This window comes from Escherichia sp. WS338 (genome assembly GCF_046486405.1).
Classification (GTDB): domain Bacteria; phylum Pseudomonadota; class Gammaproteobacteria; order Enterobacterales; family Enterobacteriaceae; genus Escherichia; species Escherichia coli.
Genome location: NZ_JBJQLL010000020.1, coordinates 37,858 through 57,582, shown reverse-complemented (window position 1 = coordinate 57,582; position 19,725 = coordinate 37,858). Strand labels below are relative to the sequence as shown.

19 protein-coding genes and 7 tRNA genes are annotated in these 19,725 nt (G+C 51.0%); 11 read left to right on the top strand and 15 right to left on the bottom strand.

Going from position 1 to position 19,725, the window contains the following annotated elements; all coding sequences use genetic code 11:
* Positions 1–129 precede the first annotated feature (129 nt).
* The gene (locus tag ACJHWT_RS17390; protein ID WP_000679972.1) at positions 130–1,083 is read left to right on the top strand and encodes a LysR family transcriptional regulator; all 954 of its coding nucleotides are present in this window, start codon (positions 130–132) and stop codon (positions 1,081–1,083) included.
* 40 nt (positions 1,084–1,123) lie between these two features.
* Here ACJHWT_RS17390 and pgl read toward each other — a convergent pair whose 3' ends face one another.
* Positions 1,124–2,119, bottom strand: coding sequence for a 6-phosphogluconolactonase (pgl, locus tag ACJHWT_RS17385; protein WP_000815435.1), 996 nt, complete (start codon positions 2,117–2,119; stop codon positions 1,124–1,126).
* Between the two features lie 154 nt (positions 2,120–2,273).
* Here pgl and ybhA point away from each other — a divergent pair, with 154 nt between their 5' ends.
* Positions 2,274–3,092 (top strand): bifunctional pyridoxal phosphate/fructose-1,6-bisphosphate phosphatase, encoded by an 819-nt coding sequence (gene ybhA, locus ACJHWT_RS17380; protein WP_001317713.1) that lies wholly within the window; start codon positions 2,274–2,276, stop codon positions 3,090–3,092.
* Here ybhA and modC read toward each other — a convergent pair whose 3' ends face one another.
* The 4 genes from modC to acrZ form a co-directional block, all read right to left on the bottom strand.
* Positions 3,093–4,151 (bottom strand): molybdenum ABC transporter ATP-binding protein ModC, encoded by a 1,059-nt coding sequence (gene modC, locus ACJHWT_RS17375; RefSeq protein WP_000891657.1) that lies wholly within the window; start codon positions 4,149–4,151, stop codon positions 3,093–3,095.
* Positions 4,152–4,153: 2 nt separating this feature from the next.
* Entirely contained in the window at positions 4,154–4,843 is a 690-nt protein-coding gene (gene modB, locus ACJHWT_RS17370; RefSeq protein WP_000604031.1) for a molybdate ABC transporter permease subunit, read from the bottom strand.
* Positions 4,843–5,616, bottom strand: coding sequence for a molybdate ABC transporter substrate-binding protein (modA, locus tag ACJHWT_RS17365; protein WP_000101987.1), 774 nt, complete (start codon positions 5,614–5,616; stop codon positions 4,843–4,845). The genes modB and modA overlap by 1 nt, the downstream gene beginning before the upstream one ends.
* Before the next feature lie 165 nt (positions 5,617–5,781).
* Positions 5,782–5,931 (bottom strand): multidrug efflux pump accessory protein AcrZ, encoded by a 150-nt coding sequence (gene acrZ, locus ACJHWT_RS17360; RefSeq protein ID WP_000891515.1) that lies wholly within the window; start codon positions 5,929–5,931, stop codon positions 5,782–5,784.
* Between the two features lie 128 nt (positions 5,932–6,059).
* On the opposite strand from acrZ, the gene modE reads away from it, so the two are divergent.
* The 7 genes from modE (at position 6,060) to gpmA (ending at position 13,862) form a co-directional block, all read left to right on the top strand.
* A complete protein-coding gene (gene modE / locus ACJHWT_RS17355; protein ID WP_001147439.1) occupies positions 6,060–6,848 on the top strand; it encodes a molybdenum-dependent transcriptional regulator in 789 nt (262 codons plus the stop codon).
* Positions 6,849–6,915: 67 nt separating this feature from the next.
* Positions 6,916–8,388 (top strand): molybdate ABC transporter ATP-binding protein ModF, encoded by a 1,473-nt coding sequence (modF, locus tag ACJHWT_RS17350; protein ID WP_000096905.1) that lies wholly within the window; start codon positions 6,916–6,918, stop codon positions 8,386–8,388.
* Between the two features lie 260 nt (positions 8,389–8,648).
* Positions 8,649–9,665 (top strand): UDP-glucose 4-epimerase GalE, encoded by a 1,017-nt coding sequence (gene galE / locus ACJHWT_RS17345; RefSeq protein ID WP_001265443.1) that lies wholly within the window; start codon positions 8,649–8,651, stop codon positions 9,663–9,665.
* Positions 9,666–9,674: 9 nt separating this feature from the next.
* Positions 9,675–10,721, top strand: a complete 1,047-nt coding sequence (gene galT, locus ACJHWT_RS17340; RefSeq protein WP_000191497.1) for a galactose-1-phosphate uridylyltransferase — start codon at positions 9,675–9,677, stop codon at positions 10,719–10,721.
* A 3-nt stretch (positions 10,722–10,724) separates the two neighbouring features.
* The gene (gene galK, locus ACJHWT_RS17335; protein ID WP_065203482.1) at positions 10,725–11,873 is read left to right on the top strand and encodes a galactokinase; all 1,149 of its coding nucleotides are present in this window, start codon (positions 10,725–10,727) and stop codon (positions 11,871–11,873) included.
* Entirely contained in the window at positions 11,867–12,907 is a 1,041-nt protein-coding gene (gene galM / locus ACJHWT_RS17330; RefSeq protein WP_000931376.1) for a galactose-1-epimerase, read from the top strand. Before galK ends, galM begins: the two co-directional genes overlap by 7 nt.
* A gap of 202 nt (positions 12,908–13,109) precedes the next feature.
* The gene (gene gpmA, locus ACJHWT_RS17325; RefSeq protein ID WP_001295305.1) at positions 13,110–13,862 is read left to right on the top strand and encodes a 2,3-diphosphoglycerate-dependent phosphoglycerate mutase; all 753 of its coding nucleotides are present in this window, start codon (positions 13,110–13,112) and stop codon (positions 13,860–13,862) included.
* Between the two features lie 147 nt (positions 13,863–14,009).
* On the opposite strand, the gene aroG is transcribed toward gpmA, so the two are convergent.
* Positions 14,010–15,062 carry a 3-deoxy-7-phosphoheptulonate synthase AroG gene (gene aroG, locus ACJHWT_RS17320; RefSeq protein WP_001109211.1) on the bottom strand — a complete coding sequence of 351 codons (1,053 nt, stop codon included), beginning with the start codon at positions 15,060–15,062 and terminating at the stop codon, positions 14,010–14,012.
* A gap of 315 nt (positions 15,063–15,377) precedes the next feature.
* On the opposite strand from aroG, the gene ACJHWT_RS17315 reads away from it, so the two are divergent.
* Positions 15,378–15,758 carry a YbgS-like family protein gene (locus tag ACJHWT_RS17315; RefSeq protein ID WP_000784342.1) on the top strand — a complete coding sequence of 127 codons (381 nt, stop codon included), beginning with the start codon at positions 15,378–15,380 and terminating at the stop codon, positions 15,756–15,758.
* A gap of 113 nt (positions 15,759–15,871) precedes the next feature.
* Positions 15,872–16,813: a CDF family zinc transporter ZitB gene (zitB, locus tag ACJHWT_RS17310; protein ID WP_000951276.1), complete on the top strand. Its 942-nt coding sequence runs from the start codon at positions 15,872–15,874 to the stop codon at positions 16,811–16,813.
* On the opposite strand, the gene pnuC is transcribed toward zitB, so the two are convergent.
* The 9 genes from pnuC to ACJHWT_RS17265 all read right to left on the bottom strand — a co-directional run bounded on the left by pnuC (position 16,810) and on the right by ACJHWT_RS17265 (position 19,691).
* Complete coding sequence (gene pnuC, locus ACJHWT_RS17305; protein WP_000345406.1) at positions 16,810–17,529, bottom strand: nicotinamide riboside transporter PnuC; 720 nt, start codon at positions 17,527–17,529, stop codon at positions 16,810–16,812. The two genes, zitB and pnuC, sit on opposite strands and share 4 nt — an antisense overlap.
* Before the next feature lie 37 nt (positions 17,530–17,566).
* Positions 17,567–18,610 carry a quinolinate synthase NadA gene (gene nadA / locus ACJHWT_RS17300; protein ID WP_000115280.1) on the bottom strand — a complete coding sequence of 348 codons (1,044 nt, stop codon included), beginning with the start codon at positions 18,608–18,610 and terminating at the stop codon, positions 17,567–17,569.
* Between the two features lie 277 nt (positions 18,611–18,887).
* Positions 18,888–18,963 (bottom strand) — tRNA-Lys (locus ACJHWT_RS17295).
* Positions 18,964–18,996: 33 nt separating this feature from the next.
* A tRNA-Lys gene (locus ACJHWT_RS17290) sits at positions 18,997–19,072 on the bottom strand.
* Between the two features lie 48 nt (positions 19,073–19,120).
* Positions 19,121–19,196: transfer RNA gene (locus ACJHWT_RS17285), tRNA-Lys, on the bottom strand.
* Positions 19,197–19,199: 3 nt separating this feature from the next.
* Positions 19,200–19,275, bottom strand: a tRNA-Val gene (locus ACJHWT_RS17280).
* 51 nt (positions 19,276–19,326) lie between these two features.
* Positions 19,327–19,402 (bottom strand) — tRNA-Lys (locus ACJHWT_RS17275).
* Between the two features lie 2 nt (positions 19,403–19,404).
* Positions 19,405–19,480 (bottom strand) — tRNA-Val (locus ACJHWT_RS17270).
* A 135-nt stretch (positions 19,481–19,615) separates the two neighbouring features.
* Positions 19,616–19,691 (bottom strand) — tRNA-Lys (locus tag ACJHWT_RS17265).
* Between the last annotated feature and the right edge of the window lie 34 nt (positions 19,692–19,725).

The window sequence follows — 19,725 nt, the reverse complement described above, 5'->3', positions numbered from 1 at the left end:
CAAAGCATCTCTAATGACTTTAGCTCAACGATTAATAACATTTTTTCATTAATTTAAGTTGGCTAAATGCAGTTAAAATTTTTAACTGCCAGTCACCCAAAATCGTCGCTTCCATTTTCCGGAGTAATAATGAAGCATGAATTATCAAGTATGAAGGCATTTGTCATACTGGCAGAGTCCAGTTCATTTAACAATGCTGCTAAATTACTCAATATTACGCAACCTGCATTAACGCGAAGAATAAAAAAGATGGAGGAAGATTTACACATTCAACTATTTGAGCGTACAACTCGCAAGGTTACGTTAACAAAAGCAGGAAAAAGGTTGCTCCCGGAGGCGCGGGAATTAATAAAAAAATTCGATGAAACGCTTTTTAATATTCGTGATATGAATGCTTATCATCGTGGTATGGTGACGTTAGCGTGTATTCCGACCGCAGTATTTTATTTTTTACCGCTGGCAATCGGTAAATTTAATGAGCTGTATCCCAATATTAAAGTGCGGATTCTGGAACAAGGCACGAATAATTGCATGGAATCGGTGCTGTGTAACGAATCAGACTTTGGCATAAACATGAACAACGTCACAAATTCATCCATTGATTTTACCCCACTGGTCAACGAGCCGTTCGTGCTGGCCTGTCGGCGTGACCATCCATTGGCCAAAAAGCAGCTTGTAGAATGGCAGGAGTTAGTGGGTTACAAAATGATTGGCGTACGCTCCTCCAGCGGCAACCGACTATTGATAGAACAACAGCTAGCCGACAAGCCCTGGAAGCTGGACTGGTTTTACGAAGTGCGTCATCTTTCGACGTCATTAGGGCTGGTGGAGGCGGGACTGGGGATTTCGGCGCTTCCTGGTCTGGCAATGCCCCATGCGCCCTATTCTTCGATTATTGGTATCCCGCTGGTGGAACCGGTTATACGTCGGACATTGGGGATTATTCGCCGCAAAGATGCCGTGCTTTCTCCGGCAGCTGAACGCTTTTTTGCCTTGCTGATTAATTTGTGGACTGACGATAAAGACAATTTGTGGACCAATATCGTCGAACGCCAGAGACATGCGTTACAGGAGATAGGTTAATACACCGGCGCAGAAGAGACTGCGCCGGGTAAATCAGCGGTTAGTGTGCGTTAACCACCACCCACATTGGTCCCTGCCCGACCGCATAGCGGCCTTTTTCATGCAGTAGCCCCTGCTCGCCAACAATTTCGTATACCGAGATGTGGTGAGATTTTTGCCCGGCGGCAATCAGATACTTGCCGCTGTGATCAACATTGAAGCCGCGCGGCTGGGTTTCAGTTGGCTGGAAGCCTTCTTTACTCAACACGCTGCCATCTTCCGAAACGCTGAAAACAGTAATCAGACTGGCGGTACGGTCGCAGGCGTATAAATGACGACCATCCGGGGTGATATGAATATCAGCCGCCCAACGGGTGTCGGAGAAGTTTTCCGGCATCATATCCAGCGTCTGGACACATTCGATATTGCCATGCGGATCTTTCAGTTCCCAGACATCCACTGAGCTGTTTAACTCATTGACGCAATACGCATATTGTTCGTTTGGATGGAATACCATATGACGCGGGCCGGCCCCTTCAACGGTAGTCACTTCCGCAGGGTCCTGCGCCACCAGATGACCATCATCGCTGACCGTAAACAGGCAAATGCGATCCTGCTTTAATGCCGGAACCCACAGCGTACGGTTGTCCGGTGAGATATTGGCGGAATGGCAACCGTCCAGCCCCTCGACCACATCGACGACGCCCACTGGCAGGCCATCTTCCAGACGCGTTACGCTCACGTTACCCGCATTGTAAGAACCGACAAAGACAAACTGCCCCTGGTGATCGGTGGAAATATGCGTCGGACTACCCGGCAGCGCAGACTCTGCGGCAAAGGTCAGCGCGCCATCGTCCGGGGCGATACGATACGCCAGGACGCGAAACTCAGGGCGCACACCAACATAGAGATAACGTTTGTCCGGGCTGACCACCATCGGCTGCACCTGCCCCGGCACATCGACAACCTGTGTCAGCGTCAGTGCGCCTTCATGATTCAGGTTCCAGACGTGAATTTGCTGGCTCTCAGGGCTGGCGATATAAACTGTTTGCTTCATGAATGCTCCTTTGCATTTAGCAACTGACTGTAACAGCTAAAATTAGTCGCTTTTGGCGGTGAATGCTGAATTAAAACGCAGAATTTTGTCCGATAGTGGTATCGGTGTACCATTCGCGCAGACGAAAATTCTTAACCTTAATCTGGAATACGCCATGACCACACGCGTGATTGCTCTCGACTTAGACGGCACCTTATTGACCCCGAAAAAGACCTTGCTTCCATCATCGATAGAAGCCCTGGCCCGCGCTCGCGAAGCAGGCTATCAATTAATCATCGTCACAGGTCGCCATCACGTCGCTATTCATCCTTTTTATCAGGCGCTGGCGCTGGATACACCTGCTATTTGCTGTAATGGCACCTATTTGTATGATTATCATGCAAAAACTGTGCTGGAAGCGGACCCAATGCCTGTTAACAAAGCCCTGCAACTCATTGAGATGCTGAATGAACACCACATTCACGGTCTGATGTATGTGGATGATGCGATGGTTTATGAGCACCCGACCGGACATGTCATTCGCACGTCTAACTGGGCGCAAACCCTGCCGCCGGAACAGCGTCCGACTTTCACACAAGTCGCTTCTCTGGCTGAAACGGCGCAACAAGTTAACGCCGTATGGAAGTTCGCCCTGACGCACGATGACCTGCCGCAATTGCAGAATTTTGGTAAGCATGTCGAACATGAACTGGGACTGGAGTGTGAATGGTCCTGGCACGATCAGGTTGATATTGCACGCGGCGGCAACAGCAAAGGTAAACGTTTGACGAAATGGGTTGAGGCGCAAGGCTGGTCGATGGAAAACGTCGTGGCCTTCGGCGATAACTTCAATGATATTAGTATGCTGGAAGCCGCTGGTACAGGCGTGGCGATGGGCAACGCCGATGACGCAGTAAAAGCGCGCGCCAACATTGTGATTGGTGATAACACCACCGACAGCATTGCCCAGTTCATTTATAGCCACCTGATTTAATCAGGCGGTTATCGACACACTTTTAATTTGCGCATACAGCCACAGGCCAGGTTTGATCGCCAGTTCATCCCTGGCCCACGGGCTGATACGCGCCCACAGCGTTTTACCGCCGACTTCCAGCTCCACTTCCACCTGGCCGTTGTCGTCATAACTATTAACAACTTTTGCCCGCAATACGTTACGAATGCTGGTTTGCTGTGGCGGTTGTAAAACCAGCGAGACATCGGAAGCCTGAATGCGGATGCGTAGCGCAGCTTGCAGCGGTTCGTCCAGCTTATTGACCCACAAATGCTGATCGCCCAGCGCCAGCGCGGTCATCGCGTAATGCGGATGATGCTCAAGTACTGTCACTTTCAGAATGCTACTTTGTTGCTCTTTCGGTAGCCACGGATTCATCACGCTACTACCCCAGACTTCTTCCAGCGCGCCAAAGGCTTTCACCTGACCGTTTTCCAGTACCATCACTCTGTCTGCCAGATGGAGGATTTCATCCAGCGAATGGCTGACATACAACATCGGAATGTTGATTTCCCGCGTCAGACGTTGCAGATAAGGCAACAGTTCGCGTTTACGCGGAATATCCAGTGACGCCAGCGGTTCATCCAGCAACAGCAATTCCGGTGCTGTCAGCAAAGCCCGACCAATCGCCACGCGCTGTTTTTCGCCTCCGGACAGGCTGCCTGGTAAACGTTCAAGCAACGGTTCAATGCCTAAAAGCGCCACCAGCTTATCGAACTGATTGACCATGCTTTTCGCCATGCCGTAGCGCAGATTGCCACGCACTTTGTAATGCGGGAACAGCCGCGCATCCTGAAAAACATAGCCAACGCGACGCTTTTCCGGCGACAGGCAGATACCTTTTTCGGCATCATTTAGTACCCGACCATTGAGGACAATCCGCCCTTTTTGCGGACGTGTCAGTCCACTGATGGCGTTAATCAGCGAAGTTTTTCCGGCACCGGAGACGCCAAAGATAGCAGTTATGCCATTGGCGGGCAGCGTTTCATCAATGGTCAGGCAATGGTTGCCCAACGTCTGGGAAAAATTCAGTTCCAGCATGATTAGCGCCCTGCCCGTTCACGGCTGATTCTGGCCAGCCATTCTGAAATCAACAGGGAGATCATCGCCAGCGCAATAGAAATAATGCACAGTCTCGCCGCGCCACTTTCCCCGCCGGGGGTCTGGATCAGGGTATACATGGCAGAAGGAATGGTTCGCGTTTCACCAGGAATGTTCGACACAAAGGTGATGGTTGCACCAAACTCACCGAGAGAACGAGCAAAAGCCAGTACCGTACCAACAATAATGCCCGGTAAGGTCAGCGGTAACGTGATAGTAAAGAAAACGCGCCAGCGCCCGGCACCCAGTGTTCTTGCGGCCTGTTCCAGTTTGATATCAACACCTTCCAGCGCCAGACGAATTGCCCGCACCATCAGCGGAAACGACATAACGGCGGCAGCGAGAACCGCGCCGCGCCAGCTAAAGGCGAAGGTAATGCCAAACCAGTCATACAGACGTTCACCGATAAATCCGCGCCGTCCCATCGAAACTAATAATAAGTAACCGACGACCACGGGCGGTAACACCAGCGGTAGATGCAGTACGCTGTCGAGCAGAGCTTTGCCCGGAAACGTGCAACGCACCAGTAACCAGGCAAAAAAGATCCCAAACGGCAGGCTAAACAGCACAGCCAGGGAAGAAACTTTCAGGCTTAATAAAACTGCCTGCCATTCTGGATCAGTCAGTATCATTACTTGGTTGTAAATCCGTAACGTTTAAAGATTTCCGCAGCCTGCGGCCCTTTCAAATAATCATAAAATGCTTTCACTGTCGCATTGTTATGCCCTTCCACAACAGCAACCGGATATTCCACTTTTTTATGTGAATCTTCCGGGAAGGTGGCAACCACTTTTACCCCTTTGCTGGCAACTGCGTCAGAACCGTAAACAATACCCAGCGGCGCTTCATTGCGTTCGACCAACGCCAGCGCGCCACGAACATCTTCCGCCGGAGCCAGTTTCGGGGAGAGCGTATCCCATGCGCCCAGTTTTTGCAGTGCTTCTTTTGCATAAATGCCAGCGGGAACATGTTCCGGATCGCCAACCGCCAGACGACCGCCATTCAGCAGCGAAGTCCAGTTGGTTTTGCTGTCGATGGTGAAATCTTTCTGCTCGCTGGCTTTCGGTGCTACAACGACCAGGCTATTGCCGAGCAGTGTCTGGCGCGAAGCCGTATCGATCGCTTTTTTATCAACCGCATAATCCATCCATTTCTGATCGGCAGAAATAAACAGATCCGCAGGCGCACCCGCTTCAATCTGACGGGCCAAAGTAGATGACGAAGCGAAAGAAGAAACCACATCCACGCCTTTCTCTTTTTTATACTGCGTAGCAATGTCCTGCATTGCGTTAGTCAGTGATGCGGCGGCGAACACCGTGATTTTCCCTTCATCTGCCAGTGCATTGCCAGCAACAGCGAAAGAGAGTGCCGCCCCGGCAAACAAGTTCAACCATTTACGAGCCATTGGTAACCCCTTAATCTAACGTTATGTAGGCGACAATATAACGGCTAACTCAGAATTTTCCCAGCAGTTATTGCTAACCTTTGTGAGGTAGATGAGAAAAAATATCGGCAGGAAAAGCAGGAGGTTGAGAAAAAGAAATGCCCGACTAAGCGGGCATTCAGGGATTCAATGATTTTGTCCGGGCTGGTCTTTTTTACCAACACCAGAAAAGATGTTGAATACTTCACCAAGACCGTAAATCAGACCCAGGATGATGGCCATCACGACAGGTACCATGATTACGGCGAATACCAGACTTTTTAATAACTCTAACATGGTCAACTCCAGATATAGTCATGAGACTATTCTAACCGCTAAGCAAAGAAAAGCACTCCCCTTTTGTGCGGTCAGCTTTGCGTGGCGTTCGTTTTCCGTCACAATAAGACTTTTTCCAGGATATTGTTATGCAGGCCGAAATCCTTCTCACCCTTAAGCTCCAACAAAAATTATTCGCCGACCCGCGCCGCATTTCGCTACTAAAACACATTGCGCTTTCCGGTTCCATTAGCCAGGGAGCGAAAGATGCCGGTATCAGCTATAAAAGCGCATGGGATGCCATTAACGAGATGAATCAGTTAAGTGAGCATATTCTGGTTGAGCGCGCAACAGGCGGTAAAGGTGGAGGCGGCGCAGTACTGACCCGCTATGGTCAGCGACTGATTCAGCTCTATGACTTACTGGCGCAAATCCAGCAAAAAGCCTTTGATGTGTTAAGTGACGATGACGCCCTGCCGCTGAACAGCCTGCTGGCCGCGATCTCACGTTTTTCACTGCAAACCAGCGCCCGTAACCAATGGTTTGGCACCATCACCGCCCGCGATCATGATGACGTTCAACAGCATGTTGATGTCTTACTGGCTGACGGAAAAACACGCCTGAAAGTCGCAATTACCGCACAAAGCGGCGCGCGTCTGGGGCTGGATGAAGGCAAAGAAGTGTTGATATTACTAAAAGCGCCGTGGGTAGGCATTACTCAGGACGAAGCGGTCGCACAAAACGCCGACAACCAATTACCGGGTATTATTAGCCATATTGAGCGCGGCGCAGAGCAGTGCGAAGTATTAATGGCGCTACCCGACGGGCAAACACTGTGCGCCACAGTGCCGGTAAATGAAGCGACTTCTCTTCAGCAAGGACAGAATGTCACGGCCTACTTTAATGCCGACAGCGTGATTATCGCCACGCTGTGCTAAGCGTGTTGACAATTTGTTATGAAACACGTATCCCTGTCAGTAATCGCTGCACAAAATGGGATATAAAATGTCATCGTTGCAAATTTTGCAAGGCACGTTTCGTCTTAGCGACACAAAAACGCTGCAATTGCCTCAGCTAACGTTAAACGCGGGTGATAGTTGGGCGTTTGTCGGTTCGAATGGAAGCGGGAAATCGGCGCTGGCCCGCGCGCAGGCGGGGGAACTTCCGCTTTTGAAAGGTGAACGGCAAAGCCAGTTTTCCCACATCACTCGTCTCTCCTTCGAGCAATTGCAAAAGCTCGTCAGCGACGAATGGCAGCGGAATAACACCGATATGCTCGGCCCTGGCGAAGATGACACCGGGCGTACCACGGCTGAAATCATTCAGGATGAAGTAAAGGATGCACCGCGTTGCATGCAACTGGCGCAGCAGTTCGGTATTACCGCCCTCCTCGACCGACGCTTTAAATACCTTTCCACTGGCGAGACGCGAAAAACCCTGCTGTGTCAGGCGCTGATGTCGGAGCCTGACTTGTTGATTCTTGATGAGCCGTTCGATGGCCTGGATGTTGCCTCACGTCAGCAGCTGGCTGAGCTACTCGCCTCGTTACATCAGTCCGGTATTACTCTGGTACTGGTGCTCAATCGCTTCGATGAGATCCCGGAATTTGTCCAGTTTGCTGGCGTGCTGGCGGATTGTACGTTAGCGGAAACGGGCGCTAAAGAGGAACTGCTCCAGCAAGCACTCGTCGCGCAACTGGCACATAGCGAACAGCTTGAAGGTGTGCAACTGCCGGAGCCGGATGAACCTTCAGCACGTCACGCCTTACCCGCCAACGAACCGCGCATTGTGCTGAACAACGGCGTGGTTTCTTATAACGATCGCCCCATTCTTAATAACCTTAGCTGGCAGGTGAATCCAGGCGAGCACTGGCAAATTGTCGGGCCAAATGGCGCGGGAAAATCGACGTTATTAAGCCTGATTACTGGCGATCATCCGCAAGGTTACAGCAACGATTTGACGCTTTTCGGACGACGTCGCGGCAGCGGCGAAACCATCTGGGATATCAAAAAGCATATCGGTTACGTCAGCAGTAGTTTGCATCTGGATTACCGGGTCAGCACTACCGTGCGTAATGTGATCCTTTCTGGCTATTTTGATTCGATTGGCATTTATCAGGCCGTTTCGGATCGCCAGCAAAAACTGGTGCAGCAGTGGCTGGATATTCTCGGCATTGATAAACGCACGGCTGACGCTCCGTTCCATAGTCTTTCCTGGGGACAGCAGCGTCTGGCGCTGATCGTCCGCGCGCTGGTGAAACATCCGACGTTGCTTATTCTCGATGAACCACTACAGGGGCTTGATCCGCTCAATCGCCAGCTTATCCGCCGGTTTGTTGATGTGCTGATTAGCGAAGGTGAAACGCAATTGTTGTTTGTTTCGCACCATGCTGAAGATGCGCCTGCCTGTATTACCCATCGTCTTGAGTTCGTGCCGGACGGTGACTTTTATCGCTATGCGCTGACAAAAATAAACTGAGTCGGTAATGCTGACTGTACCGGAGGCGGCCTAAGCGCCCTCTCCGGCCTACAGTTCGACGCATCCAGGCATGAAACCGCGACTTTTTTCAGATAAAAAGCTCAATCATTCATAAACCCTCTGTTTTATAATCCATTAATGGCGCATAAAAAACGGCTAAATTCTTGTGTAAACGATTCCACTAATTTATTCCATGTCACACTTTTCGCATCTTTGTTATGCTATGGTTATTTCATACCATAAGCCTAATGGAGCGAATTATGAGAGTTCTGGTTACCGGTGGTAGCGGTTACATTGGAAGTCATACCTGTGTGCAATTACTGCAAAACGGTCATGATGTCATCATTCTTGATAACCTCTGTAACAGTAAGCGCAGCGTACTGCCTGTTATCGAGCGTTTAGGCGGCAAACATCCAACGTTTGTTGAAGGCGATATCCGTAACGAAGCGTTGATGACCGAGATCCTGCACGATCACGCTATCGACACTGTGATCCACTTCGCCGGGCTGAAAGCCGTTGGCGAATCGGTACAAAAACCGCTTGAATATTACGACAACAATGTCAACGGTACCCTGCGCCTGATTAGCGCCATGCGCGCCGCGAACGTCAAAAACTTTATTTTTAGCTCCTCCGCCACCGTCTATGGCGATCAGCCCAAAATTCCATACGTTGAAAGCTTCCCGACCGGCACACCGCAAAGCCCTTACGGCAAAAGCAAACTGATGGTGGAACAGATCCTCACCGATCTGCAAAAAGCCCAGCCGGACTGGAGCATTGCCCTGCTGCGCTACTTCAACCCGGTTGGCGCGCATCCGTCGGGCGATATGGGCGAAGATCCGCAAGGCATTCCGAATAACCTGATGCCATACATCGCCCAGGTTGCTGTAGGCCGTCGCGACTCGCTGGCGATTTTTGGTAACGATTATCCGACCGAAGACGGTACTGGCGTACGCGATTACATCCACGTAATGGATCTGGCGGACGGTCACGTCGTGGCGATGGAAAAACTGGCGAACAAGCCAGGCGTACACATCTATAACCTCGGCGCTGGTGTAGGCAGCAGCGTGCTGGACGTGGTTAATGCCTTCAGCAAAGCCTGCGGCAAACCGGTTAATTATCATTTTGCACCGCGTCGCGAGGGCGACCTTCCGGCCTACTGGGCGGACGCCAGCAAAGCCGACCGTGAACTGAACTGGCGCGTAACGCGCACACTCGATGAAATGGCGCAGGACACCTGGCACTGGCAGTCACGCCATCCACAGGGATATCCCGATTAAGGAACGACCATGACGCAATTTAATCCCGTTGATCATCCACATCGCCGCTACAACCCGCTCACCGGGCAATGGATTCTGGTTTCACCGCACCGCGCTAAGCGCCCCTGGCAGGGGGCGCAGGAAACGCCAGCCAAACAGGTGTTACCTGCTCATGATCCAGATTGCTTCCTCTGCGCAGGTAATGTGCGGGTGACAGGCGATAAAAACCCCGATTACACCGGGACTTACGTTTTCACTAATGACTTTGCGGCTTTGATGTCTGACACACCAGATGCGCCGGAAAGTCACGATCCGCTGATGCGTTGCCAGAGCGCGCGTGGCACCAGTCGGGTGATCTGCTTTTCACCGGATCACAGCAAAACGTTGCCAGAACTCAGCGTTGCGGCATTGACGGAAATCGTCAAAACCTGGCAGGAGCAAACCGCAGAACTGGGGAAAACGTACCCATGGGTGCAGGTCTTTGAAAACAAAGGCGCGGCGATGGGCTGCTCTAACCCGCATCCGCACGGACAGATTTGGGCAAATAGCTTCCTGCCTAACGAAGCTGAGCGCGAAGACCGTCTGCAAAAAGAATATTTCGCCGAACAGAAATCGCCAATGCTGGTGGATTATGTTCAGCGCGAGCTGGCAGACGGTAGCCGTACCGTTGTCGAAACCGAACACTGGTTAGCCGTTGTACCTTACTGGGCTGCCTGGCCGTTCGAAACGCTACTGCTGCCCAAAGCCCACGTTTTACGGATCACCGATTTGACCGACGCCCAGCGCAGCGATTTGGCACTGGCGTTGAAAAAGCTGACCAGTCGTTATGACAACCTCTTCCAGTGCTCCTTCCCCTACTCTATGGGCTGGCACGGCGCGCCATTTAATGGCGAAGAGAATCAACACTGGCAGCTGCACGCGCACTTTTATCCGCCTCTGTTGCGCTCTGCCACCGTACGTAAATTTATGGTTGGTTATGAAATGCTGGCAGAAACCCAGCGAGACCTGACCGCAGAACAGGCCGCAGAGCGTTTGCGCGCAGTCAGCGATATCCATTTTCGCGAATCCGGAGTGTAAGAAATGAGTCTGAAAGAAAAAACACAATCTCTGTTTGCCAACGCATTTGGCTACCCTGCCACTCACACCATTCAGGCGCCTGGCCGCGTGAATTTGATTGGTGAACACACCGACTACAACGACGGTTTCGTTCTGCCCTGCGCGATTGATTATCAAACCGTGATCAGTTGTGCACCACGCGATGACCGTAAAGTTCGCGTGATGGCAGCCGATTATGAAAATCAGCTCGACGAGTTTTCCCTCGATGCGACCATTGTCGCGCATGAAAACTATCAATGGGCTAACTACGTTCGTGGCGTGGTGAAACATCTGCAACTGCGTAACAACAGCTTCGGCGGCGTGGACATGGTGATCAGCGGCAATGTGCCGCAGGGTGCCGGGTTAAGTTCTTCCGCTTCACTGGAAGTCGCGGTCGGAACCGTATTGCAGCAGCTTTATCATTTGCCGCTGGACGGCGCACAAATCGCGCTTAACGGTCAGGAAGCAGAAAACCAGTTTGTTGGCTGTAACTGCGGGATCATGGATCAGCTAATTTCCGCACTCGGCAAGAAAGATCATGCCTTGCTGATTGACTGCCGCTCACTGGGGACTAAAGCAGTTTCCATGCCGAAAGGTGTGGCTGTCGTCATCATTAACAGTAACTTCAAACGTACCCTGGTTGGCAGCGAATACAACACCCGTCGTGAACAGTGCGAAACTGGTGCGCGTTTCTTCCAGCAGCCAGCGCTGCGCGATGTCACCATTGAAGAGTTCAACGCTGTTGCGCATGAACTGGACCCAATCGTGGCGAAACGCGTGCGTCATATCCTGACTGAAAACGCCCGCACCGTTGAAGCTGCCAGCGCACTGGAGCAAGGCGACCTGAAACGTATGGGCGAGTTGATGGCGGAGTCTCATGCCTCTATGCGCGATGATTTCGAAATCACCGTGCCGCAAATTGACACTCTGGTAGAAATCGTCAAAGCTGTGATTGGCGACAAAGGTGGCGTACGCATGACCGGCGGCGGATTTGGCGGCTGTATCGTCGCGCTGATCCCGGAAGAGCTGGTGCCTGCCGTACAGCAAGCTGTCGCTGAACAATATGAAGAAAAAACAGGTATTAAAGAGACTTTTTACGTTTGTAAACCATCACAAGGAGCAGGACAGTGCTGAACGAAACTCCCGCACTGGCACCCGATGGTCAGCCGTACCGACTGTTAACTTTGCGTAACAACGCAGGGATGGTAGTCACGCTGATGGACTGGGGTGCGACTTTACTTTCCGCCCGTATTCCGTTTTCCGATGGCAGCGTCCGCGAGGCGCTGCTCGGCTGTGCCAGCCCGGAATGCTATCAGGATCAGGCCGCATTTCTGGGGGCCTCTATTGGTCGTTATGCCAACCGTATCGCCAATAGCCGTTATACCTTTGACGGTGAAACCGTGACGCTTTCACCAAGTCAGGGCGTTAACCAGCTGCACGGCGGCCCGGAAGGGTTCGACAAACGTCGCTGGCAGATTGTGAACCAGAACGATCGTCAGGTGCTGTTTGCCCTGAGTTCAGATGATGGCGATCAGGGCTTCCCGGGTAATCTCGGAGCGACGGTACAATATCGTCTGACCGACGATAACCGTATCTCTATTACTTATCGCGCCACAGTTGATAAACCTTGCCCGGTGAATATGACTAATCACGTCTATTTCAATCTTGACGGCGAGCAGTCTGACGTGCGCAATCACAAGTTGCAGATTCTGGCGGACGAATATCTGCCGGTTGATGAAGGCGGCATTCCCCACGACGGCCTGAAATCTGTCGCCGGAACGTCTTTTGATTTCCGCAGCGCCAAAATCATCGCCAGTGAGTTTCTTGCCGACGACGATCAGCGCAAAGTGAAAGGTTACGATCACGCGTTCTTGTTACAGGCCAAAGGCGATGGCAAGAAAGTGGCGGCGCATGTCTGGTCAGCAGATGAAAAATTGCAGCTGAAGGTCTACACCACCGCTCCGGCTCTGCAATTCTACTCCGGCAACTACCTCGGCGGCACACCGTCGCGGGGAACCGAACCTTACACCGACTGGCAAGGGCTGGCGTTGGAAAGCGAGTTTCTGCCGGACAGCCCGAACCACCCTGAATGGCCGCAACCGGACTGTTTCCTGCGTCCTGGCGAAGAGTATTCCAGCCTGACGGAATATCAGTTTATTGCTCAGTAATGTTAAGCCCTCGTCATGAGGGCTTTATCTTCATATTGTTCAAATCACCAGCAAACACCGACATATTTGCAACTCAATATTCACAACAACCTTACACTGCGACACTATTTTCGCTATGGTTATGCGTAAGCATTGCTGTTGCTTCGTCACGGCAATATAATGAGAATTATTATCATTAAAAGATGATTTGAGGAGTAAGTATATGGCTGTAACTAAGCTGGTTCTGGTTCGTCATGGCGAAAGTCAGTGGAACAAAGAAAACCGTTTCACCGGTTGGTACGACGTGGATCTGTCTGAGAAAGGCGTAAGCGAAGCAAAAGCAGCAGGTAAGCTGCTGAAAGAGGAAGGTTACAGCTTTGACTTTGCTTACACCTCTGTGCTGAAACGCGCTATCCATACCCTGTGGAATGTGCTGGACGAACTGGATCAGGCATGGCTGCCCGTTGAGAAATCCTGGAAACTGAACGAACGTCACTACGGTGCGTTGCAGGGTCTGAACAAAGCAGAAACCGCTGAAAAGTATGGCGACGAGCAGGTGAAACAGTGGCGTCGTGGTTTTGCAGTGACTCCGCCGGAACTGACTAAAGATGATGAGCGTTATCCGGGTCACGATCCACGTTACGCGAAGCTGAGCGAGAAAGAACTGCCGCTGACGGAAAGCCTGGCGCTGACCATTGACCGCGTGATCCCTTACTGGAATGAAACCATTCTGCCGCGTATGAAGAGCGGTGAGCGCGTAATCATCGCTGCACACGGTAACTCGTTACGTGCGCTGGTGAAATATCTTGATAACATGAGCGAAGAAGAGATTCTTGAGCTGAATATCCCGACCGGCGTGCCGCTGGTTTATGAGTTTGACGAGAACTTCAAACCGCTGAAACGCTATTATCTGGGTAATGCTGACGAGATCGCGGCGAAAGCAGCAGCCGTTGCGAACCAGGGTAAAGCGAAGTAAACGTCATTCGTTTAAAAATGAGAAAGCCGACTGCAAGTGAGTCGGCTTTTTTGTTTGTCGTTGCTAACAATGGAGCACATTGCCTGATGCTACGCTGCGCGTCTTATCAGGGCTGCAAACGTACAGTCATGGCGATTCGACTATAAATTACCCGCGACGCGCTTTTACTGCATTCGCCAGTTGACGTAACAGAGCATCGGTATCATCCCAGCCAATGCAGGCATCGGTGATGCTCTTACCATAGGCCAGCGGTTCCCCACTCTCGAGGCTCTGATTGCCTTCCACCAGATGGCTTTCCACCATCACGCCAATAATAGCCTTTTCGCCACCGGCAATCTGCTGGCAAACGTCAGCACAAACATCCATCTGCTTTTTGAATTGTTTTGACGAGTTAGCATGGCTGAAATCGATCATCACCTGTGCTGGCAGGCCTGCTTTGTTCAGCCCTTCTTTCACTTCAGCAACGTGCTTCGCGCTGTAGTTAGGCTCTTTACCGCCGCGCAGAATGATATGGCAATCGCCGTTACCGCTGGTATTCACAATCGCCGAATGCCCCCATTTCGTTACGGACAGGAAGCAGTGCGGCGCACCGGCGGCATTAATGGCATCGATAGCCACTTTAATCGTACCGTCGGTGCCATTTTTGAAGCCGACCGGACAAGAAAGCCCTGATGCCAGTTCGCGGTGCACCTGCGATTCGGTGGTACGTGCGCCAATTGCGCCCCAGCTCATCAGGTCAGCGAGATATTGTGGGGTGATCATATCCAGGAATTCACCCGCCGCTGGCAGACCGCTGTCGTTAATATCGAGCAGCAATTTGCGGGCAATACGCAGACCATCGTTGATCTGGAAGCTGTTATCCATATGCGGATCGTTAATCAGCCCTTTCCAGCCCACCGTAGTACGCGGCTTTTCAAAATAGACGCGCATCACGATTTCCAGCTCATCTTGCAACTCTTCACGCAGCGTCAGCAAGCGAGTGGCATACTCTTTCGCCGCGACAGGATCATGAATTGAGCACGGACCAATCACCACCAACAGGCGATCATCATTACCTTTCAGGATCTTATGGATCGCTTTTCGGGCATGGGCGACCGTATTCGCGGCATTTTCAGTAGCGGGGAATTTTTCCAGCAATGCGACAGGAGGAAGTAACTCTTTGATTTCTTTGATGCGTAAATCGTCGTTCTGATAATTCATGTCTGTTCCAGTGTTGCCATACTTATCTTAGTGAATGCAATACTTCCAATCTATATCTTCCGTCAGAATGTGTAAACGGGGTTTTACACTATGAACGGATTAATCCTGGAATTAGCAAGAAAAACGCCAGATTGTCGCGAAAAACGAGATCTCTCCTACAATTTCTAACTGTAACTCCTTTGTTTGTTAATTATTTCAAGATTCTCTGCTGGGTATCTTTGCCTGGCTGAAATCTTAAACCATTGCCTTATATTCACCTGCAAATGCACTGTTGGAAGAGGTTATCCGACATAACGACCATAACAGGAGCATCCTATGAAAATGACAAAACTGGCCACACTATTTTTGACTGCCACTCTAAGCCTTGCCAGCGGTGCCGCACTGGCTGCCGATAGCGGAGCGCAAAGCAATAACGGCCAGGCAAACGCCGCAGCTGATGCGGGCCAGGTAGCCCCTGACGCCCGTGAAAATGTCGCGCCAAATAACGTCGACAATAACGGGGTAAATACCGGTTCTGGAGGCACAATGCTGCATCCGGATGGTTCTTCAATGAACAACGACGGCATGACCAAAGATGAAGAGCACAAGAACACCATGTGCAAAGATGGTCGCTGCCCGGATATCAATAAAAAAGTCCAAACCGGTGATGGCATCAACAATGATGTCGATACCAAAACCGACGGTACCACGCAGTAACCCTGCGAAATAGCCAATAATGGGAGAGCGGAGTCTCTCCCTTTTAATTTTTCCCTTCTAAAAGCAGTATGATGTCATAAAGTTAAGTGAGAATAATTAAGGGATGACTCGTCATGGCGCACTCACACTCACACACTTCCTCACACCTGCCAGAAGATAATAATGCTCGTCGCTTGTTATATGCTTTCGGCGTGACTGCCGGGTTTATGCTCGTAGAAGTCATTGGTGGTTTTCTTTCCGGTTCTCTGGCATTGCTGGCCGATGCGGGTCATATGTTGACCGATACTGCCGCCCTGCTTTTCGCCCTACTCGCAGTGCAATTTTCCCGTCGTCCTCCCACCATTCGCCACACTTTCGGTTGGCTAAGATTGACCACGCTCGCGGCGTTTGTGAATGCCATCGCCCTGGTGGTGATTACTATTTTGATTGTCTGGGAGGCGATAGAACGCTTCCGCACTCCGCGTCCGGTCGAGGGCGGCATGATGATGGCAATTGCCGTGGCTGGGCTGCTGGCAAATATACTTTCTTTCTGGTTACTTCATCACGGCAGCGAAGAGAAAAACCTCAACGTGCGAGCAGCGGCACTGCATGTGCTCGGGGACCTGCTGGGTTCGGTTGGGGCTATTATTGCCGCGTTGATTATTATCTGGACCGGCTGGACACCTGCTGACCCCATTCTCTCAATACTGGTGTCGCTTCTGGTTCTGCGTAGCGCGTGGCGACTGTTGAAAGATAGCGTGAATGAATTACTTGAAGGTGCACCGGTATCGCTGGATATCGCCGAACTGAAGCGTCGTATGTGCCGGGAAATCCCGGAAGTCCGCAATGTGCACCATGTGCATGTATGGATGGTAGGCGAGAAGCCGGTGATGACGCTGCATGTGCAGGTGATCCCGCCACACGATCACGATGCCTTGTTAGATCAGATCCAACACTACCTGATGGATCACTATCAGATTGAGCACGCCACTATTCAGATGGAATATCAACCTTGTCATGGGCCAGACTGCCACCTGAATGAAGGGGTGTCTGGCCATTCACATCATCACCATTAATGGGACAGCGCGCGTGAACCTCTTTCGCGTGCGCTGTTGATCCACATCCGGCTGCCGTTGAGGGCAATAAAGGTCAGGATGATGTACTCCAGAGACATGGCGTAAACGCCCTGAAGTGCAAAAATAACGACGCTAATCACGTTAATAATCACCCACAACAGCCAGTTTTCCACATACTTACGCGTCATCAGAATCATTGCCACGATAGATAACACCATCATGCATGAATCCCAGAACGGGAAAGCGTCCGGCTGTAGTTCAGGCATCGCAACCTGTAATCCTAATGCTTGCATGATCATGACTGCCACGCGGGTCAAAAATGCAAACACCGGATTGATAAATACTGTCATCAGACCAATCGAAACAACGCAAACCGCTAACCAGCTTAGCGCCTTCGGCAATGGCAACCAGCGAATTTTCAACTCCGCCTCGTTCTGACTGGTTTGTCGCGACCACGCATACCAGCCGTAAATATTCGCGGCAAAGAAAAACACCTGTAATAGCAGGCTGGCATACAGCTGAATCTGAAAGAAAATAATGCCAAACAAGGTGACGTTGATCAGGCCAAAGAAGTAGTTGCTGATCTTCTCCAGACTGGCAAGGCCAATACACAGCAACCCGGCGATCGTGCCTACCGCTTCGATCCATGAGAGATCATAACCGCCTGCACCTATTGGTATATGTACCAGGATATTCTGCACACTAAAAAAATCCATCTTTCCCCCAAAGCGTAACGTTACGCCTTATTATTCGTTATCCACGTAGTGTAGCCGCAAAATCCAGCATACGATTGAGCGGCACCAGCGCCCTCTCTCGCAGCCTTTCATCAACATGAACCTCGTGATTGCTTCCTTCCTGTTCTAATGCCTCTGCGATGGCCTGAAGGCCATTCATGGCCATCCACGGACAATGCGCGCAGCTGCGGCAGGTTGCACCCTCACCCGCGGTTGGTGCTTCCAGTAACTCTTTATCTGGCACCGCCTGCTGCATTTTGTAGAAAATGCCCCGATCGGTTGCCACGATAAGCCGCTGATGTGGCAATGTTTTCGCAGCAGCGATCAGTTGACTGGTGGAACCGACCGCATCCGCCATATCGACAATAGCTTGTGGTGATTCTGGATGCACCAGTATGGCAGCATCCGGGTATTCTTCTTGCAAGCGGGTTAACGCCTGAGTCTTAAATTCATCATGCACAATGCAGGCACCCTGCCAGCATAAAATGTCTGCGCCCGTCTGTTTTTGCACGTAACGCCCCAGATGTTTGTCGGGTGCCCAGATGATTTTTTCACCCAAACTATCCAGATGATCAATAAGTTCGACGGCAATGCTTGAAGTTACCACCCAATCTGCGCGCGCTTTTACCGCAGCAGAAGTGTTGGCGTAGACGACGACAGTACGATCGGGATGGGCATCGCAAAATGCGTTAAATTCTTCAACAGGGCAGCCGAGATCCAGTGAACATTCAGCCTGAAGTGTCGGCATCAGAATTGTTTTTTCCGGACTGAGAATTTTGGCGGTTTCTCCCATAAATCTCACCCCAGCGACTAATAACGTAGAAGCGGGATGCTTTGCACCGAAGCGCGCCATTTCCAGAGAATCAGAAATACAGCCACCGGTTTCTTCTGCCAGTTGTTGAATTTCGGGATCGGTATAGTAGTGGGCAACCATCACCGCATTACGTTCTTTTAGCAGACGTTTTATCTTCTCACGGTAATACGCTTTTTCATCAATGCTTAACGGCGTCGGCTTCGGGGGGAAAGGATAAATCGCCGTGTCTGGATCAAACATCACGCTCATCTTACCATCTCGTTTTACAGGCTTAACGTTAAAACCGACATGAGCGTAATATTCGCTGTTATCGGTGAAATTTGTTTTATATGCTAAACAAGATAGTCGAATGGTGGGGAAAAGTCACTCGAATTACGTATGAGATGCCGAATGCCACACTTTGCGTCTTATTCCTCCGACGTAGAGTTGTTTACGCAGCAAACGCGGAGTATGTCATCAGGGTCAAGAATTGAAATTGAGAGATGCCTGAATAGCAAAAAAGCGCCTTTAGGGCGCTTTTTTGCATTGGTGGGTCGTGCAGGATTCGAACCTGCGACCAATTGATTAAAAGTCAACTGCTCTACCAACTGAGCTAACGACCCCTTGCGGGATTATGCTGCTTTAATCATTCAGGATGGTGGGTCGTGCAGGATTCGAACCTGCGACCAATTGATTAAAAGTCAACTGCTCTACCAACTGAGCTAACGACCCATACGGGTGTTACCTGAAAGATTTCTACTCGGAACCAATGTTTAAAATTGGTGGGTCGTGCAGGATTCGAACCTGCGACCAATTGATTAAAAGTCAACTGCTCTACCAACTGAGCTAACGACCCGAGTGGTGGGTGATGACGGGATCGAACCGCCGACCCCCTCCTTGTAAGGGAGGTGCTCTCCCAGCTGAGCTAATCACCCGATACTGCGCTGGATACTACAAACTACTTCCACCGAACCCACAGTAATTAGTGGTGGGTCGTGCAGGATTCGAACCTGCGACCAATTGATTAAAAGTCAACTGCTCTACCAACTGAGCTAACGACCCGGTGGTGGGTGATGACGGGATCGAACCGCCGACCCCCTCCTTGTAAGGGAGGTGCTCTCCCAGCTGAGCTAATCACCCGATACTACGCTGGATACTACAACTAACTATGTTAGTGGTGGGTCGTGCAGGATGACTCGACTTCGTCTCGCCCTTCGGGCCGTTGCTGACGCAACGTTATCCTTCACGTTTTACTACCGCGTCCACCTTAGCGATTGGTGGGTCGTGCAGGATTCGAACCTGCGACCAATTGATTAAAAGTCAACTGCTCTACCAACTGAGCTAACGACCCACTTTTTCGTTGCTTTCGGTTTGTTTGATATCCC

Excerpts from the sequence above, each read along its gene's own strand:
- modF (WP_000096905.1), top strand. The coding sequence starts at position 6,916 with ATGTCATCGTTGCAAATTTTGCAAGGCACGTTTCGTCTTAGCGACACA.
- zitB (WP_000951276.1), top strand. The coding sequence starts at position 15,872 with ATGGCGCACTCACACTCACACACTTCCTCACACCTGCCAGAAGATAAT.
- modB (WP_000604031.1), bottom strand. The coding sequence starts at position 4,843 with ATGATACTGACTGATCCAGAATGGCAGGCAGTTTTATTAAGCCTGAAA.
- ACJHWT_RS17390 (WP_000679972.1), top strand. The coding sequence starts at position 130 with ATGAAGCATGAATTATCAAGTATGAAGGCATTTGTCATACTGGCAGAG.
- modA (WP_000101987.1), bottom strand. The coding sequence starts at position 5,616 with ATGGCTCGTAAATGGTTGAACTTGTTTGCCGGGGCGGCACTCTCTTTC.
- galT (WP_000191497.1), top strand. The coding sequence starts at position 9,675 with ATGACGCAATTTAATCCCGTTGATCATCCACATCGCCGCTACAACCCG.
- ybhA (WP_001317713.1), top strand. The coding sequence starts at position 2,274 with ATGACCACACGCGTGATTGCTCTCGACTTAGACGGCACCTTATTGACC.
- acrZ (WP_000891515.1), bottom strand. The coding sequence starts at position 5,931 with ATGTTAGAGTTATTAAAAAGTCTGGTATTCGCCGTAATCATGGTACCT.
- aroG (WP_001109211.1), bottom strand. The coding sequence starts at position 15,062 with ATGAATTATCAGAACGACGATTTACGCATCAAAGAAATCAAAGAGTTA.
- pgl (WP_000815435.1), bottom strand. The coding sequence starts at position 2,119 with ATGAAGCAAACAGTTTATATCGCCAGCCCTGAGAGCCAGCAAATTCAC.
- galE (WP_001265443.1), top strand. The coding sequence starts at position 8,649 with ATGAGAGTTCTGGTTACCGGTGGTAGCGGTTACATTGGAAGTCATACC.
- nadA (WP_000115280.1), bottom strand. The coding sequence starts at position 18,610 with ATGAGCGTGATGTTTGATCCAGACACGGCGATTTATCCTTTCCCCCCG.
- ACJHWT_RS17315 (WP_000784342.1), top strand. The coding sequence starts at position 15,378 with ATGAAAATGACAAAACTGGCCACACTATTTTTGACTGCCACTCTAAGC.
- gpmA (WP_001295305.1), top strand. The coding sequence starts at position 13,110 with ATGGCTGTAACTAAGCTGGTTCTGGTTCGTCATGGCGAAAGTCAGTGG.
- modC (WP_000891657.1), bottom strand. The coding sequence starts at position 4,151 with ATGCTGGAACTGAATTTTTCCCAGACGTTGGGCAACCATTGCCTGACC.
- galK (WP_065203482.1), top strand. The coding sequence starts at position 10,725 with ATGAGTCTGAAAGAAAAAACACAATCTCTGTTTGCCAACGCATTTGGC.
- pnuC (WP_000345406.1), bottom strand. The coding sequence starts at position 17,529 with ATGGATTTTTTTAGTGTGCAGAATATCCTGGTACATATACCAATAGGT.
- modE (WP_001147439.1), top strand. The coding sequence starts at position 6,060 with ATGCAGGCCGAAATCCTTCTCACCCTTAAGCTCCAACAAAAATTATTC.